We start from the raw sequence: 14,831 nt of genomic DNA, 5'->3' as shown, positions 1-14,831 counted from the left end.
GCCGTTCACCGTTGCTGCCGCCACCGCATTCGCGGGTAAACCCGCTCCTACACAGATTGGTGGCGGACACACATACAGAGAAACCGCAGGTGTCAGAAGGCTTGCGGCATCTCGCCCTTGGCCAGGCGTCGGTTGATGTCGGCAATCACTTCGGGCAGATCGTTGATGGTGTCGATCAGGTAGTGTGGGCGGGAGCCGGCAAACAGTGCATGGATGCGCTGGCGCTCGCTTTCCAGTTTTTCGGCACTCAGCGCGCGGAAGCCTTCCCAGGTCAGGCCCAGGGCATTGCCCGAGCAGACCAGCGCCACGGTCCACATGCCGGCACGGCGGCCTTCAAGAATGCCTGGCACGGTGTCGTCCACCTTCACGCAGGCCGCTACATCGTCAATCCCCAGCGCAATCACGTTGGCCAACGCCTGGGCCGGCCATGGGCGGCCGTTCGGGGTTTCATCGGTGGCCACTACATGGTCGGCTACGTAGCCGTTCTGCGCAGCCAGTTCCACCACCTTGTCCATCACCACTTTCGGGTAGCCCGAGCACGAGCCGATCTTCAGGCCGTCCTGGCGTAGACCGGTGAGGGTGTCCAGCGCACCGGGGATGAGCGCCGAGTGCACGGCGATCTTCTCGATCTGCAGCGGCATGAAGCGGTTGTAGATGGCGGTGACGTCATCATCGGTCGGGGTACGGCCGAACACCTTGCGGTAGCGCTCGGCAATTTCCGGTACGTCGCACAGGGTGCGGATATGGTCCCATTTACCCATGCCCATCGGGCCTCGGGCTTCCTCGATAGACACCTGCACGTCGAACTCGGCAAAGGCCTCGACAAAGATCTGGGTGGGGGCGAATGAGCCGAAGTCGACCACGGTGCCAGCCCAGTCGAGGATGGCCGCTTGCAGTTGGGTGGGGTTGTTGTAGTTCATGTGCGCAAGTTCCTGAGTAGGGGTGGGCAAAGCGTCAGATGTCCAGCACTTCCATTTCCCGCAGCACGTCGGCCACGGCGTTCACGGCGGCCTGCATGCCGTCCGCCCCGACCACACCGATACAGCCGACGCGGAAGGTTTCGACCTGGGTCAGCTTGCCCGGGTAGAGAATGAATCCCTTGGCCTTGACCCGCTCGTAGAAGTCCTTGAACTGGTAGCGGGCATCGGTGGGGGCGTGGAAGGTGACGATGATCGGCGCCTGGATTTCGGCGGGCAGAAAACTGCGCAGGCCGATGGCTGCCATGCCGTCGAGCAGCGTCTTGCAGTTGTCTGCGTAGCGCTGGTGGCGGGCCGGAAGGCCACCTTCCTCGTTGTATTGCTGCAGTGCTTCGTGCAGGGCCGCGACAACGTGGGTAGGCGGGGTGAAGCGCCATTGCCCGGTCTTGGCCATGTAGGCGTGCTGGTCGTGCAGGTCCATGGCCAGCGAGTGGGCGTTGCCTTCGGCGGCCGCCAGGGCGTTTTTTTCGGCGAAGACGAAGCCCATGCCGGGTACGCCTTCCAGGCACTTTCCGGAGGCTGCGATCAGCGCTTCGAAGGGGATTTCGCGGGCATCGATCGGCAATGCTCCGAACGAGCTCATGGCATCGATGATCAGGCGCTTGCCTTGGCGTTTGATCACCTGGGCGATTTCGGGCAGCGGGTTGAGGATGCCGGTGCTGGTTTCGCAGTGGATCAGCGCCACATGGGTGATGGCCGGGTCTTCGGCCAGCAGCCGTTCGACGTCGGCGGCCGTGGTCGGCTGGTCTTCGGCCGTTTCGAAGGTGCTGTAGGTGCGGCCCAGCACTTTGCAGATCTTCGCCAGGCGCTGGCCGTACGCGCCGTTGATCAGTACCAGAACCTTGCCATCGCGTGGCACCAAGGTGCCGATGGCCGCTTCCACGGCGAAGGTGCCGCTGCCTTGCAGGGGAACGCAGTGGTGGCTGCTGGCGCCGTCGATGATGGCCAGCAGTTGTTCGCAGACGCTGGCAGTCAATTGGTTGAAGTCACGGTCCCAGGAGCCCCAGTCCACCAGCATGGCTTGGCGGGTGCGGATTGATGTGGTCAGGGGACCTGGGGTCAGCAGAATCGGGGCGTTGCTCATTCCGTTATTCCTCGCAAGCGGTGGGCTGAAACTACGGGGCCTAGGTTGCAATTCGCGCTGCCATCAATCAAATTGTTTGTTGTTATCCCAGCTATAAGTCAGGCCGATAAATATGAACCTGTTCCAGCTACGCGCCTTCGACGCCGTGGCCCGTGAGGGCAGCTTTACCCGTGCTGCCGAGCGCCTGTTCATCAGCCAGCCGGCGGTGACCGGGCACGTCAAGGCCCTGGAAGAGCACTACCAGATCACCTTGCTGCGGCGTACCGCACGGCGCGTGGAACTGACCGAGGAGGGCACGCGCCTGGCGGCCATCACCCGCGCCATGTTCGGCCTGGCCGAAGAGGCGCAGGCCATGCTCGAGGCCAACCGCCAGCTGCTGACCGGGCGCCTGGAGGTAGCCGCCGACGGCCCGCACCGGGTCATGCCGATGCTGGCGCTGCTGCGTGAACGGTACCCAGGCGTCACCGTCAACTTGCGCCTGGGCAATGCTCAGGAGACCTTGGCTGCGCTGCTCGGCGAGCATGCCGACGTGGCGGTGCTGACCGAAATCGAGCCGCGCAAGGGGCTGCATCTGCAAACGCTCTGTGAGTCGCGCCTGTGTGCGTTGTTACCCGTGGGGCATGCCTGGGCCAGCGAGCGGGAGGACTTGCCGTTGGCCGCGCTGCACCAACAGATCATGGTGCTGCGCGAACCCAGCTCCACCACGCGGCGCACCTTCGACAAGGCCTGTATCAAGGCGGGGGTGCAACCGCGCGTACTGCTGGAGCTGGACAGCCGGGAGGCAGTAACCGAGGCAGTGGCCTCGCAACTGGGGATTGGCGTTGTTTCTTCCACTGAAGTGGCCAATGATCCCCGGGTGGTGGCACGACCCTTGGCCGGCGAGGGCCTTGTCAACCAACACGTGATCGGCTGCCTGGAGCGTCGTCGCGAACTGCGCCTGATTCAGGCATTCCTGAGTCTGGCCGCGGGGCTGTGATGGCTGTTTGCTGCGGGGCACCCTAATATGGCCGGCAATCAGCCGACAGGACCGTCGATGAGCGACAAAGACACCATTTCCATGCAACTGGTGCGCGAAGCGCTGTTGCAGACCTGCCCTGCCGGTGAGCCTGACAGTGGCTTGCTGGCCAGGGCGGGCATCGCCGTTGAACAACTGCACCTGCCAGAGGCAAGGGTCAGTGCCGAATCCTATGCCCGCCTGTGGCGCTTGCTGGCCCGGCGCTGCAACGACGAATTTTTCGCGATGGACCCGCGCGGTTTGTGCAGTGGCAGCCTGGCTTTCATGTGCCGTGCCAGCATGGGCCAACCGACCCTGGGCGCAGGCCTGGAAACCTCGCTGGCATTTCTGTCGCTGATGCTTCAAGACATGCAGCCCAGCCTGGTGCGCCAGGAAGGCCTGGCCGAAATTGTCATCAATGAACCGCGTGACGAACCGCGCCGCGCGTTCACCTATTTCACGTTCTGGATGATCGTGCATGGTGTGGCTTGCTGGCTGGCCGGGCGGCGCATCCCGATTCTGAGCATCGATCTGCGTTGTGCCGAACCCCCATTTTGCGACGACTACCGGGTCATGTTTTCGGAGAACCTGCACTTTGAGCGTCCACGCACACGCATGATCATTGCTTCGCAATGCCTCGACTTGCCCCTGCGCCGCAGCGAGGAGGAGTTGCAGCGTTTTCTGGCCGAAGCGCCGGGCAATATCCTGGTCAAGTACCGTGACCCGGCCAGCCTCGGGCGGCGTATCCGCACCGACCTGTTGCGCCTGGCCCCTGAGCAATGGCCTGATGCTGACAGCCTGGCCCGGCAGCTGTGCCTGTCGCCATCGACCCTGCGGCGGCGCCTGGCAGAAGAGGGGCAGAACTACCAGGGCCTGAAGGACAGCGTACGACGGGAGCTGGCGATCGCCTGGCTCAGCCAGGAAGACGTGGCCATGGGCGAGCTTGCCGAGCGTTTGGGGTTTGCCGACAGCAGCTCGTTCTATAAGGCATTTCGCAAGTGGTTCGGCTGCAATCCGGGGCATTATCGGGCATTGATCCAGGCGCGAGGGGTAGGGCACTGAAGGGCGAACGCTTCCCGTTGTAGTGCATTACCGCGCGGGCCCAGAAGGCTTACCGAGCAGGCGCCGATCGAACCCGTTCCCTCTGCATCCTGGTCCGGCATTTGAACAACATGGTTGGCTTCGCCAATAGCTGTGGAACCCACCATGAACATCAACGCTACTGCCCATGACCCATTCATAGGTGCCCGATTACCTGAGTGGCTCAAACGCGCGTCAAGGGGCCAGATCAACACACTGCGCACCACCCTGAACGCGCACCATGCCAACCAGGCACGCTTGAGTGGCCTGACGCTCGAGTTACTGCCGCTCCAGCAGTTTGCCGAGAAACACCTGGCGGCTTTGCTGGATGCACCGTTGCCGGACGGGCAGGTATTTGCCCAGCTCGAATGGCTGCGGGTCGCGCCGCGCTTCGGCACATTGCCAGGTACCCTGCAACAGACATACGCATACAGCCAGACGCGTGAAAATGGGTTACTGCGGCTGATGCGCAACTTTGCTGCGAACACCCGCTACTACGAGGGCACGGGGTTGGTTTTGCCAGGCAGCGATAAACCATTGAATGCATCGCTGGAGGCATTGATTACCGCCTGTCGTGATCTGGACGTTGGTCAGCGCTATCAGGACGCGTTGCAACGGGTCTTCCAGCCAGCGACCCAGGCGATGCTGGCTGAAGACAAACGTTCGGGGTTGAAGCTGGCGACCGAACTAGCGGCTTTGCAGGGAAACATAAGCGTCGATGTGCAGCTTGCCTTGCGTGAGGTAGTGGACCACGGTCAGGAGAAGCGACAACAAGGGCTCGAATGCAAACCCATGCTGCTGAGGGCAATAGGGCAACCTGTGGTCGATGGCTTGCTGATTCACCTGCATGACAAGGCGGGAAATGAACGGGGCATCGTACTTTACCTGCCTGGTGATCCCCGGCAGGCATTGCGGTTCTTCGACAATGCCCCCTCCATGAACAATACCGTGGCGATGTTGTTGCAAGATCCGGGTTACTGGCAGTACTTCACGCAGCTCATCAGCCTTGAGCACCGTGCAGGTTTTGTCAGTACCCTTGGCAAGCGCTTGAAAGACAAGGTGCCGGACCTGGAGCTTGAGGGTGAAACACCTGAAGGAGGGATCTTCAGGCAACTGGCGACTCGGCAAGTGCAACGGGTCAAGGAAGATGCCCGGTTGCTGCTGGTACCGACCGCAGACGCTGATAGCCGGGCGGTAAGCGCCAGGCACGCTGAGTGGAAGGCGGCAGGTCTGGACCTGGTCAACCTCGCTGGCCTTTTCATCCCGGCTGTGGGGGGCGTGCTGCTGGGGCAGGTGGTTGCCCAGACTTGCTCTGAAGTGTTCGAAGGGGCAAGGGACTGGTCGAAGGGGCACCAACACGAAGCGCTGCAGCATCTGCTGGGGGTCGCCGAAACCTTGGCGGCCACCGCGGCGACGGTGGCGGGTGTCAGTTTTGTGCGCAGTGCGTTTGTCGCGAGCCTGGAGCCGGTAAGCCTTGGGAACGGGCAGGGTCGCCTGTGGCAGTTCAACGCCAGGAACTATCGATCATTGCCGGACCCTATCGATCTGCTCGGAGAGGGACGCAATGGCGAGGCAGGCCGCCGCGGGGTCCGTATCGATGGACGCTACTTCGAAGTGCATCAGCCTGTCGCCGATGGCCCCTATCGCCTGCGCCATGCCGCGAGTGAGGGCGGCTACGGGCCGGTCGTGCTGCACAACGGTGAGCGTGGCTGGCAGTTGATGCGTGAGCAACCACTAAGCTGGCAGGCGCCTGCTCGCATGCTGGATGCATTATGGCCACAGCATCCCCCTGTCGACGCGCATCAGGCCGAGCAGATAATGCGGGTGGCAGGTATCGATGAAGACCTGTTACGCGGCGTTCTCGTGGAGAATCGCCCGGTTCCGGTGAGCCTTGGTCAAACCTTGCGTGCTTTCCAGGCGCATGCGCGCATTCAAACGTTTTTCGAGCGTGTTCGGCTGAAGGCGTTGATGCCAGCGGACAGTGAACTGCTGGCCTGGTGTGAAGCAAGGCCTGGCGTGGGCGCCGGACTGGAGCAGATGCAGGTGCATGAGGCCGGGTTGCGGCCGCCATTGTTTGCCCACCTGACAGAGCAGTCACTTGCAGCAGACCCGCTGAGCATGTTGGTCAAGCGGGACTTCCCGGGTTTGCCTTCGGCCTACATAAATGAAGTAACCGGCCAAGCGCATGAGCTTGAGCACCAAATGGCGCGGGTCGAGCGGCGGCTGCCATTGCCGTGCGCGAACAACGCCCGTTCGCTCTTGCGTCTGGCTCGCCTGAGCCGGGGGCTGGCGGGATTGTATCTGAGCACAGCGTACAGTGATGTCACCGGCGAGTTGGCCCTTGCGTTGCTGGATAGCTTCGAACTCGAGCAACTTGACCTCGACTTGCGTGACGGCGGGTTGGAGGGGCGGTCTATCAGGCGCCTCGGTAGCGGCGGGCAAACCGAAGCAAAAAGAATAGTGGTCCGGCATGAAGGCAGGTTTCTGATCTACAACGGGTCAGGTGTGCCACACGAGCTTATCGCTGACGAGCCTGGATGTATCTTCGAGGCGCTATTTACCGCACTTACGTCGGAGCAGCGGGCAGCGATGCAACTGGTGGGCAGCGCGGCGGCGAGCCAACTGCGCGAGAAGCTTCTGGCGCGATTACCCGCTTCCCATTGGGATATCGCGCGCATGCTCGGCTGGCCAGAGGAGCAGGCTTGGCTCAACCCAGGGCGTCGCATGGACGATGGGCGCGTGGGATACCCGCTCAGTGGCCGCCCTGGCGCTGCACCCAGGGATGAACGGGCGCTCATTCGCGACCAGCTACGATCGCTTTATCCTGGCCTGGAAGAGGCAGCGCTCGATTTAGAGCTGGCGCGTGTGCAGCAAGGTTCGCAGCCAGTCTTCGAGCGCCTGGTCGAACTGCAGGAAGCACATGACCAACTGGTGCTATACCTGAATCGCTGGGTCGGTGCCGAGTTGCAGCAAGGTCGGCAAGCCGCCCGCAGGTTGGCGGCCGACAGCATCCTGCGAGCCTGGCGACTGCAGGGCGAGCCTGTTTCGGTCGGCGGAGGGCAAACACAAGGGCAGCGCTTGTCGATGAGCGGTTTGAGTCTGCGCACACTGCCGGCACTACCGCCGCACATCGATTTCCATCGCATTACCCTGCTGAGCGTGACCGACACCCTGATCACTGACATTCCGGCCGACTTCCTTCGCCCGTTCACTGCCTTGACGCACCTGAACCTCAACAACAACGCGTTGATGCGTCTACCAACAGGCATTGCCTATTTACCGAATATTCAATCGCTCCGGTTGGCGCATAACGAGATACGCCTCGATGCCCAGGCGATCGGCGTTTTGCATGGTTTGTCCAACCTTGCGCATCTTGATCTCAGTCATAACCGGCTGGAAGCGCTGGACATGAGTTTCCACCAACTTTCTCGGCTGACAAGTCTGAACCTGCGTCATTGTCGCCTGGGTAGTTGGCCGCGTCGCCTGGAACTCTGTGGTCTACTCGAGCGTGCTGACCTGCGCAACAACCAACTCCGCGAAGTGCCCACCGAGATTCAGCTGATGCCTTATGCATTTCGACGCGCCATCCTGATAGAGGACAACCCCTTGTCGGTCATGCAGCAACGAAGGTTGTATGCACTCGATGTGATCGAAGAACACCGGCACTCGCCTGAGCAGTTGGGGTCAGTTGACCTGGTCAGGGCCCGTACGCGTTGGGTAGGCCATACGGATGCGACGGTTCGGGCCGAGCGGGAGGACATGTGGCTGCGGTTGCTGGAGCAAGCGGGTAGCAGCGGGTTGTTCAGGTTGTTGGCTCGCCTGGAAATGACAGCGGACTACAGCGAAGCGGGTGAAGGGCGGGATGCGCTGGTTGACGGCGTATGGACACTGCTGGGTGCGCTGGACGGCGACCCGGTGCTGTGCCGGCGGATCTTTGAGCGGGCCGGCCTGCCGCTGTCATGTTCGGACGCCGTTGCCAGCCATTTCAGTGCATTGCAGGTATTGGTAAGGCAGGCGCAGGCCGAAGCCGCCGCAGTCAACCCTGAACGCAGGGGCGAGTTGCTTGAGCTGGGCAGGCAACTGTTCCGGCTGGATCAACTGGAAGGGATAGCCTACCAGGATGGCCGGCAGCGTCTGGCTGCCAGTGAACATGTTGACCAGTTGGCATTGGGGTTGGCTTACAGGGTGCAACTTCGTAGCCGTTTGCGGTTGCCCAACCAGCCGCATGCCATGCGCTATCCCGATGCTGTCGCGCTGACACAGGCCCAGGTAGAGGATGCATTCCTGCGGGTTACGCGCGCGCAGACCATCGAGGGCCTGACCGATAGCCTGAGCCAGCGCGCGTTCTGGCGCCGATACCTGCGCCAGCAGCATGACCAAATGTTCGATGCCCTCAGTGCGGATTACACTCGACGCACGCTTGAGCTGCAGGCTCAACGTCCTGTCTTGGCGCCGGCGGCCTTCGAGCAGCGACTACGGTGGCTGCAGGAACAGCAGGTCCTTGATGTCGAGCGCCTGGTCGCAGGGCTCACCCAGTCCTATCTGCGTGCAGCCGAGCGCGCAGAGGGGTGATGGGCGGCGGCCAAACCAGTCATCCAGATTGACAGCTTTGGCCATTGCCGCCGCGCATGAGCGGCGCGAACATCGTCGGACCGATGCTTCAACTCCAAAAACAAGAAACCAGGAGTCCGATGATGCGCGATTACGCCGAGGCCGCTCGTACGTTTGCCCATGACCAGGCCGTTGTGGCGGCATTGCACGGCAACCTTGAAGCCCTTAATGCCTGTGTCGAATGCTGTGACCGGCATGCCGGTGACGGCAAGCTGGCGCTGATTCACGAGGACCGCGATGGCAACAGCGCGCGTTATAGCTTCGATCAGCTTCAGGCGCAGGCTGCCCGGTTCGCCAATGTGCTAAGGGCGCAGGGGGTAGGCGCCGGAGACCGGGTTGCCGGCTTGATGCCGCGCACCCCCGAATTGCTGGTGACCATCCTCGCTACCTGGCGCCTCGGGGCGGTTTACCAGCCCTTGTTCACCGCGTTCGGCCCCAAGGCCATCGAGCACCGGCTTGAGCAATCCCATGCCCGAGTGGTGGTCACCGATAGCCAGAACCGCGCCAAGCTGGACGAGGTGCACGCCTGCCCGACCATCATTACCGTCAAGGCCCGCAGTGGTGAACTGGACTTCCAGCAATGCCTGGAGAACGCAGCGGATGTCTGCGAGCCGGTGATGCGCTCAGGCAACGATCCGTTCCTGCTGATGTTCACCTCTGGAACCACTGGCCCGGCAAAACCCCTGGAAGTGCCACTGCGTGCGATTGTCGCGTTTCAGGGCTACATGCGTGATGCCATCGAGCTGCTGCCCGAGGACAACTTCTGGAACCTGGCCGACCCGGGTTGGGCTTACGGCTTGTATTACGCCGTTACCGGTCCGTTGTCGCTGGGGCACGCCACCACGTTCTACGATGGCCCGTTCAGTGTCGAGAGCTGCGCCCGGGTGATCGACAAGCTGGGTATCACCAACCTGGCCGGCTCGCCCACCGCGTATCGCTTGCTGATTGCGGCGGGCAAAGATTTCTCGGCACCGATCAAGGGCCGCCTGCGGGTGGTCAGCAGTGCCGGCGAACCGCTTAACCCCGAGGTGATCCGCTGGTTCGCCGACGAGCTGGGCGTGACCATTCACGATCACTACGGCCAGACCGAACTGGGCATGGTGCTGTGCAACCACCATGGCCTGCAGCACCCGGTGCACCTGGGCTCAGCCGGCTATGCCATCCCCGGCCACCGCATCGTGGTGCTGGACGAGCAAGGCAACGAACTGCCAGCCGGCCAGCCAGGCATCCTCGCCGTTGACCGCGAGCAGTCGCCGCTGTGCTGGTTCGGTGGTTACCACGGTCTGCCGACCAAAGCTTTCGTCGGCAAGTACTACCTCAGCGGCGACACTGTCGAGCTGAACCTGGATGGCAGCATCAGCTTCGTTGGCCGCAGCGACGACGTGATCACCACCTCCGGTTACCGGGTGGGTCCGTTCGATGTGGAAAGCGCGTTGATCGAGCACCCGGCGGTGATCGAGGCAGCGGTGATCGGCAAGCCAGACCCGGAGCGCACCGAGCTGATCAAGGCGTTCGTGGTATTGGCCAGTGGCTATGCCGGCAGCGTCGAGCTGGAAGAAACCTTGCGCCAGCACGTACGCCAGCGCCTCTACGCACATGCTTACCCCAGGGAAATCGAATTCGTCAGCGAACTGCCCAAGACCCCGAGCGGCAAGCTGCAACGCTTCATCCTGCGCAACCAGGAAGTCGCCAAACAACAAGCGCAACAGGCCACCCCTGTCAGCGTCTGAAAGGAAAGTACTCATGCACATCGCCAATAAACATTTCATCGTCAGCGGCGCCGCTTCCGGGCTGGGTGCCGCGACTGCACAGATGCTGGTCGAGGCTGGCGCCAAGGTCATGCTGGTCGACCTCAATGCCCCGGCTGTCGAAGCCAAGGCCCGCGAGCTGGGCGACAACGCCCGTTTCGCCGTGGCGGATATCAGTGACGAGCAGGCGGCCCAGTCGGCTGTCGATGCAGCTGTCAGCGCCTTTGGCAGCTTGCATGGGTTGGTCAATTGTGCCGGCATCGTCGGTGCCGAGAAGGTACTGGGCAAGCAGGGCCCGCATGGCCTGGCCAGTTTCGCCAAGGTCATCAACGTCAACCTGATCGGCAGCTTCAACCTGTTGCGTCTGGCTGCGGCGGCCATGGCCGAAGGGGCTGCCGATGAGAGCGGCGAGCGTGGGGTCATCATCAACACGGCCTCCATTGCCGCCTATGACGGCCAGATTGGCCAGGCCGCCTACGCTGCCTCCAAGGGGGCCATTGCCAGCCTGACCTTGCCGGCCGCGCGCGAACTGGCGCGCTTCGGCATCCGTGTGATGACCATCGCCCCGGGCATCTTTGAAACCCCTATGATGGCCGGCATGAGCGAAGAGGTACGTGCTTCGCTGGCTGCCGGCGTGCCGTTCCCGCCCCGCTTGGGCCGCCCGCAGGAATACGCCGCGCTGGCCCGCCACATCATCGAGAACAGCATGCTCAACGGTGAGGTCATCCGCCTCGACGGTGCGCTGCGCATGGCTGCCAAGTAAGGAGAGCGAACATGACCCTCGCCAATGATCCCATCGTTATCGTCAGCGCCGTGCGCACGCCCATGGGCGGGTTGCAGGGCGACCTCAAGAGCCTGACTGCGCCGCAACTGGGCAGCGCGGCCATTCGTGGTGCCGTGGAACGTGCCGGCATCGATGCCGCCAGCGTCGAGCAGGTACTGTTCGGCTGTGTGCTGCCGGCCGGCCAGGGCCAGGCGCCGGCACGCCAGGCTGCGCTGGGCGCCGGGCTGGACAAACACACCACCTGCACCACCCTGAACAAAATGTGCGGCTCGGGTATGCAAGCCGCGATCCTGGCCCATGACCTGCTGCTGGCCGGCACCGCAGACGTGGTAGTGGCGGGTGGCATGGAAAGCATGACCAACGCGCCGTACCTGCTGGACAAAGCCCGTGGCGGCTACCGCATGGGCCACGGCAAGATCATCGACCACATGTTCATGGACGGCCTCGAAGACGCCTACGACAAAGGCCGCCTGATGGGCACCTTCGCCGAGGACTGTGCCCAGGCCAATGCCTTCAGCCGCGAAGCCCAGGACCAGTTCGCCATCGCCTCGCTGACCCGAGCGCAGGAAGCGATCAGCAGCGGCCGTTTTGCCGCCGAGATCGTGCCGGTGGAAGTCACCGAGGGCAAGGAAAAGCGTGTCATCAAGGATGACGAGCAGCCACCCAAGGCGCGCCTGGACAAGATTGCGCAGCTCAAACCGGCGTTTCGTGAGGGCGGCACCGTGACGGCGGCCAACGCCAGTTCGATTTCTGACGGCGCTGCGGCACTGGTACTGATGCGTCGCTCCGAAGCCGACAAACGTGGCCTCAAACCATTGGCCGTCATCCACGGTCACGCCGCCTTTGCCGACACCCCGGCGCTGTTCCCGACCGCCCCGATTGGCGCGATCGACAAACTGATGAAGCGCACCGGCTGGAACCTGGCCGAAGTCGACCTGTTCGAGATCAACGAGGCCTTCGCCGTGGTCACCCTGGCGGCCATGAAACACCTCGATCTGCCACACGACAAGGTCAATATCCACGGCGGCGCCTGCGCCCTCGGTCACCCGATCGGCGCTTCTGGCGCACGTATTCTGGTCACCCTGTTGTCAGCCTTGCGCCAGAACAATCTGCGCCGGGGGGTGGCGGCCATTTGCATCGGCGGTGGCGAGGCCACGGCCATGGCTGTTGAATGCCTGTACTGAGGTGAACCATGCTGGTAACTGACGAGCAACAACAGATCGCCGACGCGGTACGTGCCTTCGCCCAGGAGCGCCTGAAGCCGTTTGCCGAGCAATGGGACAAGGACCATCGCTTCCCGAAAGAGGCCATCGACGAAATGGCCGAACTGGGCCTGTTCGGCATGCTGGTGCCGGAGCAGTGGGGCGGTAGCGACACCGGTTATGTGGCCTATGCCATGGCCCTGGAGGAAATCGCTGCGGGCGATGGCGCCTGCTCGACCATCATGAGCGTGCACAACTCGGTGGGGTGCGTGCCGATTCTGCGCTTCGGCAACGAGCAGCAGAAAAAGCAGTTCCTCACCCCGCTGGCGACAGGTGCGATGCTTGGTGCTTTCGCCCTGACCGAACCACAGGCTGGCTCCGATGCCAGCAGCCTGAAGGCCCGCGCACGCCTGGAGGGCGACCACTACGTGCTCAATGGCAGTAAGCAGTTCATTACCTCGGGGCAGAACGCCGGGGTAGTGATCGTGTTTGCAGTCACCGACCCGGAGGCTGGCAAGCGTGGTATCAGCGCCTTCATCGTGCCGACCGATTCGCCGGGCTACCAGGTAGCACGGGTCGAGGACAAACTCGGCCAGCACGCCTCCGACACCTGCCAGATCGTTTTCGACAATGTGCGCGTGCCAGTGGCCAACCGGTTGGGCGCGGAGGGTGAAGGCTACAAGATCGCCCTGGCCAACCTTGAGGGCGGCCGTATCGGCATCGCCTCGCAAGCGGTGGGTATGGCCCGCGCGGCGTTCGAAGTGGCGCGCGACTACGCCAACGAGCGCCAGAGCTTTGGCAAACCGTTGATCCAGCACCAGGCCGTGGCCTTTCGCCTGGCCGACATGGCGACGAAGATTTCCGTGGCCCGGCAGATGGTATTGCACGCCGCCGCCCTTCGTGATGCGGGGCGCCCGGCGCTGGTGGAAGCATCGATGGCCAAGCTGTTTGCCTCGGAAATGGCTGAAAAGGTCTGTTCGGATGCCTTGCAGACTCTGGGCGGTTATGGCTATCTGAGTGACTTCCCGCTGGAGCGGATCTACCGCGACGTTCGGGTTTGCCAGATCTACGAAGGCACCAGCGACATTCAGCGCATGGTCATTGCGCGCAATCTTTGAAGGAGCAGACTGCATGGCATTCGAAACCATCCTGTTGGACATCCACGGCAAGGTCGGCCTGATCACCCTCAACCGCCCGCAGGCGCTCAATGCGCTGAACGCGCAGATTGTCGGCGAGATCAACCAGGCCCTGGACCAGCTCGAGCGCGACCCGAATATTGGTTGCGTGGTGCTGACAGGTTCGGCCAAAGCCTTTGCCGCTGGCGCTGACATCAAGGAAATGGCCGAGCTGCAATACCCGCAGATCTACGTCGACGACCTGTTCAGCGACGCCGACCGCATTGCCAATCGCCGTAAGCCGATCATTGCTGCCGTGTCCGGATTTGCCTTGGGCGGCGGCTGTGAGCTGGCGATGATGTGCGACTTTATCCTCGCTGCGGACAACGCCAAGTTTGGTCAACCGGAAATCAACCTGGGCGTGCTGCCGGGCATGGGCGGTACCCAGCGCCTGACGCGTGCGGTGGGCAAGGCCAAGGCCATGGAGCTTTGCCTGACCGGCCGTCTTATGGGGGCTGAAGAGGCCGAGCGTGCAGGCCTGGTGGCGCGGATCGTGCCGCAGGCAGAGCTGGTGGAAGAGGCGTTGAAGGTGGCGGCGACCATTGCCAGCAAGTCGATTCCGGTGAGCATGATGGTCAAGGAAAGCGTCAACCGAGCGTTTGAAGTCACCCTCAGCGAGGGGGTTCGTTTTGAGCGTCGGGTCTTCCATGCGGCTTTCTCCACCGAAGACCAGAAAGAAGGCATGGCCGCATTCATCGCCAAGCGCGAGGCACAGTTCAAGGACCGTTGATCAGACTCGGTTCGTTGCCGTTGCCGTTGCCGTTGCCGTTGCCGTTGCCGTTGCTTTTGCTTTTGCTTCTAAGCGCGCGATAGTTCAGGCGACGCAGATTGCGACTTCAGGAGGCCGAGTGCAGGGCTTGCGGAGGGAGGTGACGGGCATGGATGCCCGTCAAGCGCTGAGGCCCCATGGATGGGGCCTTCGGCGCGTACTCCCGGGAGCAAGACCGTAGCGAGGGGACCCCGGAGCGCAGCGTAGGGGCCGGATGATGGGAGCCGACGGTTTTTGGTTCCTTTTTGCCACGACAAAAAGGGACCCGCCGTAAGGGCGGAAAGGTGACTATGCGCCACCTTCGTGAATGAATACCTACTCGATGTGAATGCCCACATCCAAGAAGCAAGAAGCAAGAAGCAAGAAGCAAGAAGCGAACTCGTCTGTTTTGGCTCAGCGAACAGTCC

10 protein-coding genes are annotated in these 14,831 nt (G+C 62.6%); 8 read left to right on the top strand and 2 right to left on the bottom strand.

Features of this window, described 5'->3' with window-relative positions; all coding sequences use genetic code 11:
* Positions 1 to 92 precede the first annotated feature (92 nt).
* Both phnX and ACF8RA_RS13055 read right to left on the bottom strand, forming a co-directional pair.
* Positions 93 to 920, bottom strand: coding sequence for a phosphonoacetaldehyde hydrolase (gene phnX / locus ACF8RA_RS13060; RefSeq protein ID WP_003250077.1), 828 nt, complete (start codon positions 918 to 920; stop codon positions 93 to 95).
* A 34-nt stretch (positions 921 to 954) separates the two neighbouring features.
* Complete coding sequence (locus ACF8RA_RS13055) at positions 955 to 2,061, bottom strand: 2-aminoethylphosphonate--pyruvate transaminase (RefSeq protein WP_392519231.1); 1,107 nt, start codon at positions 2,059 to 2,061, stop codon at positions 955 to 957.
* 112 nt (positions 2,062 to 2,173) lie between these two features.
* Between ACF8RA_RS13055 and ACF8RA_RS13050 the strand changes: the two genes are divergently transcribed.
* The 8 genes from ACF8RA_RS13050 (at position 2,174) to ACF8RA_RS13015 (ending at position 14,385) form a co-directional block, all read left to right on the top strand.
* A complete protein-coding gene (locus ACF8RA_RS13050; RefSeq protein ID WP_176684934.1) occupies positions 2,174 to 3,037 on the top strand; it encodes a LysR substrate-binding domain-containing protein in 864 nt (287 codons plus the stop codon).
* 57 nt (positions 3,038 to 3,094) lie between these two features.
* A complete protein-coding gene (locus ACF8RA_RS13045) occupies positions 3,095 to 4,117 on the top strand; it encodes an AraC family transcriptional regulator (protein WP_392462069.1) in 1,023 nt (340 codons plus the stop codon).
* Positions 4,118 to 4,261: 144 nt separating this feature from the next.
* Complete coding sequence (locus tag ACF8RA_RS13040) at positions 4,262 to 8,707, top strand: NEL-type E3 ubiquitin ligase domain-containing protein (RefSeq protein ID WP_392519230.1); 4,446 nt, start codon at positions 4,262 to 4,264, stop codon at positions 8,705 to 8,707.
* 122 nt (positions 8,708 to 8,829) lie between these two features.
* Positions 8,830 to 10,476: an acyl-CoA synthetase gene (locus tag ACF8RA_RS13035; RefSeq protein WP_392519229.1), complete on the top strand. Its 1,647-nt coding sequence runs from the start codon at positions 8,830 to 8,832 to the stop codon at positions 10,474 to 10,476.
* 13 nt (positions 10,477 to 10,489) lie between these two features.
* Positions 10,490 to 11,257 carry an SDR family NAD(P)-dependent oxidoreductase gene (locus tag ACF8RA_RS13030; protein WP_021785354.1) on the top strand — a complete coding sequence of 256 codons (768 nt, stop codon included), beginning with the start codon at positions 10,490 to 10,492 and terminating at the stop codon, positions 11,255 to 11,257.
* Positions 11,258 to 11,268: 11 nt separating this feature from the next.
* Positions 11,269 to 12,462 (top strand): acetyl-CoA C-acyltransferase, encoded by a 1,194-nt coding sequence (locus ACF8RA_RS13025; RefSeq protein WP_392519228.1) that lies wholly within the window; start codon positions 11,269 to 11,271, stop codon positions 12,460 to 12,462.
* Positions 12,463 to 12,470: 8 nt separating this feature from the next.
* Complete coding sequence (locus ACF8RA_RS13020) at positions 12,471 to 13,598, top strand: acyl-CoA dehydrogenase (RefSeq protein ID WP_176684915.1); 1,128 nt, start codon at positions 12,471 to 12,473, stop codon at positions 13,596 to 13,598.
* Between the two features lie 13 nt (positions 13,599 to 13,611).
* Positions 13,612 to 14,385 (top strand): enoyl-CoA hydratase, encoded by a 774-nt coding sequence (locus ACF8RA_RS13015; protein ID WP_003250095.1) that lies wholly within the window; start codon positions 13,612 to 13,614, stop codon positions 14,383 to 14,385.
* Positions 14,386 to 14,831 lie beyond the last annotated feature (446 nt).

Source organism: Pseudomonas sp. FYR_5 (assembly GCF_043106315.1).
GTDB lineage: Bacteria > Pseudomonadota > Gammaproteobacteria > Pseudomonadales > Pseudomonadaceae > Aquipseudomonas > Aquipseudomonas putida_Y.
The sequence above is the reverse complement of the archived record's forward strand: the minus strand, read 5'-3'. Positions and strand labels throughout refer to the sequence as shown.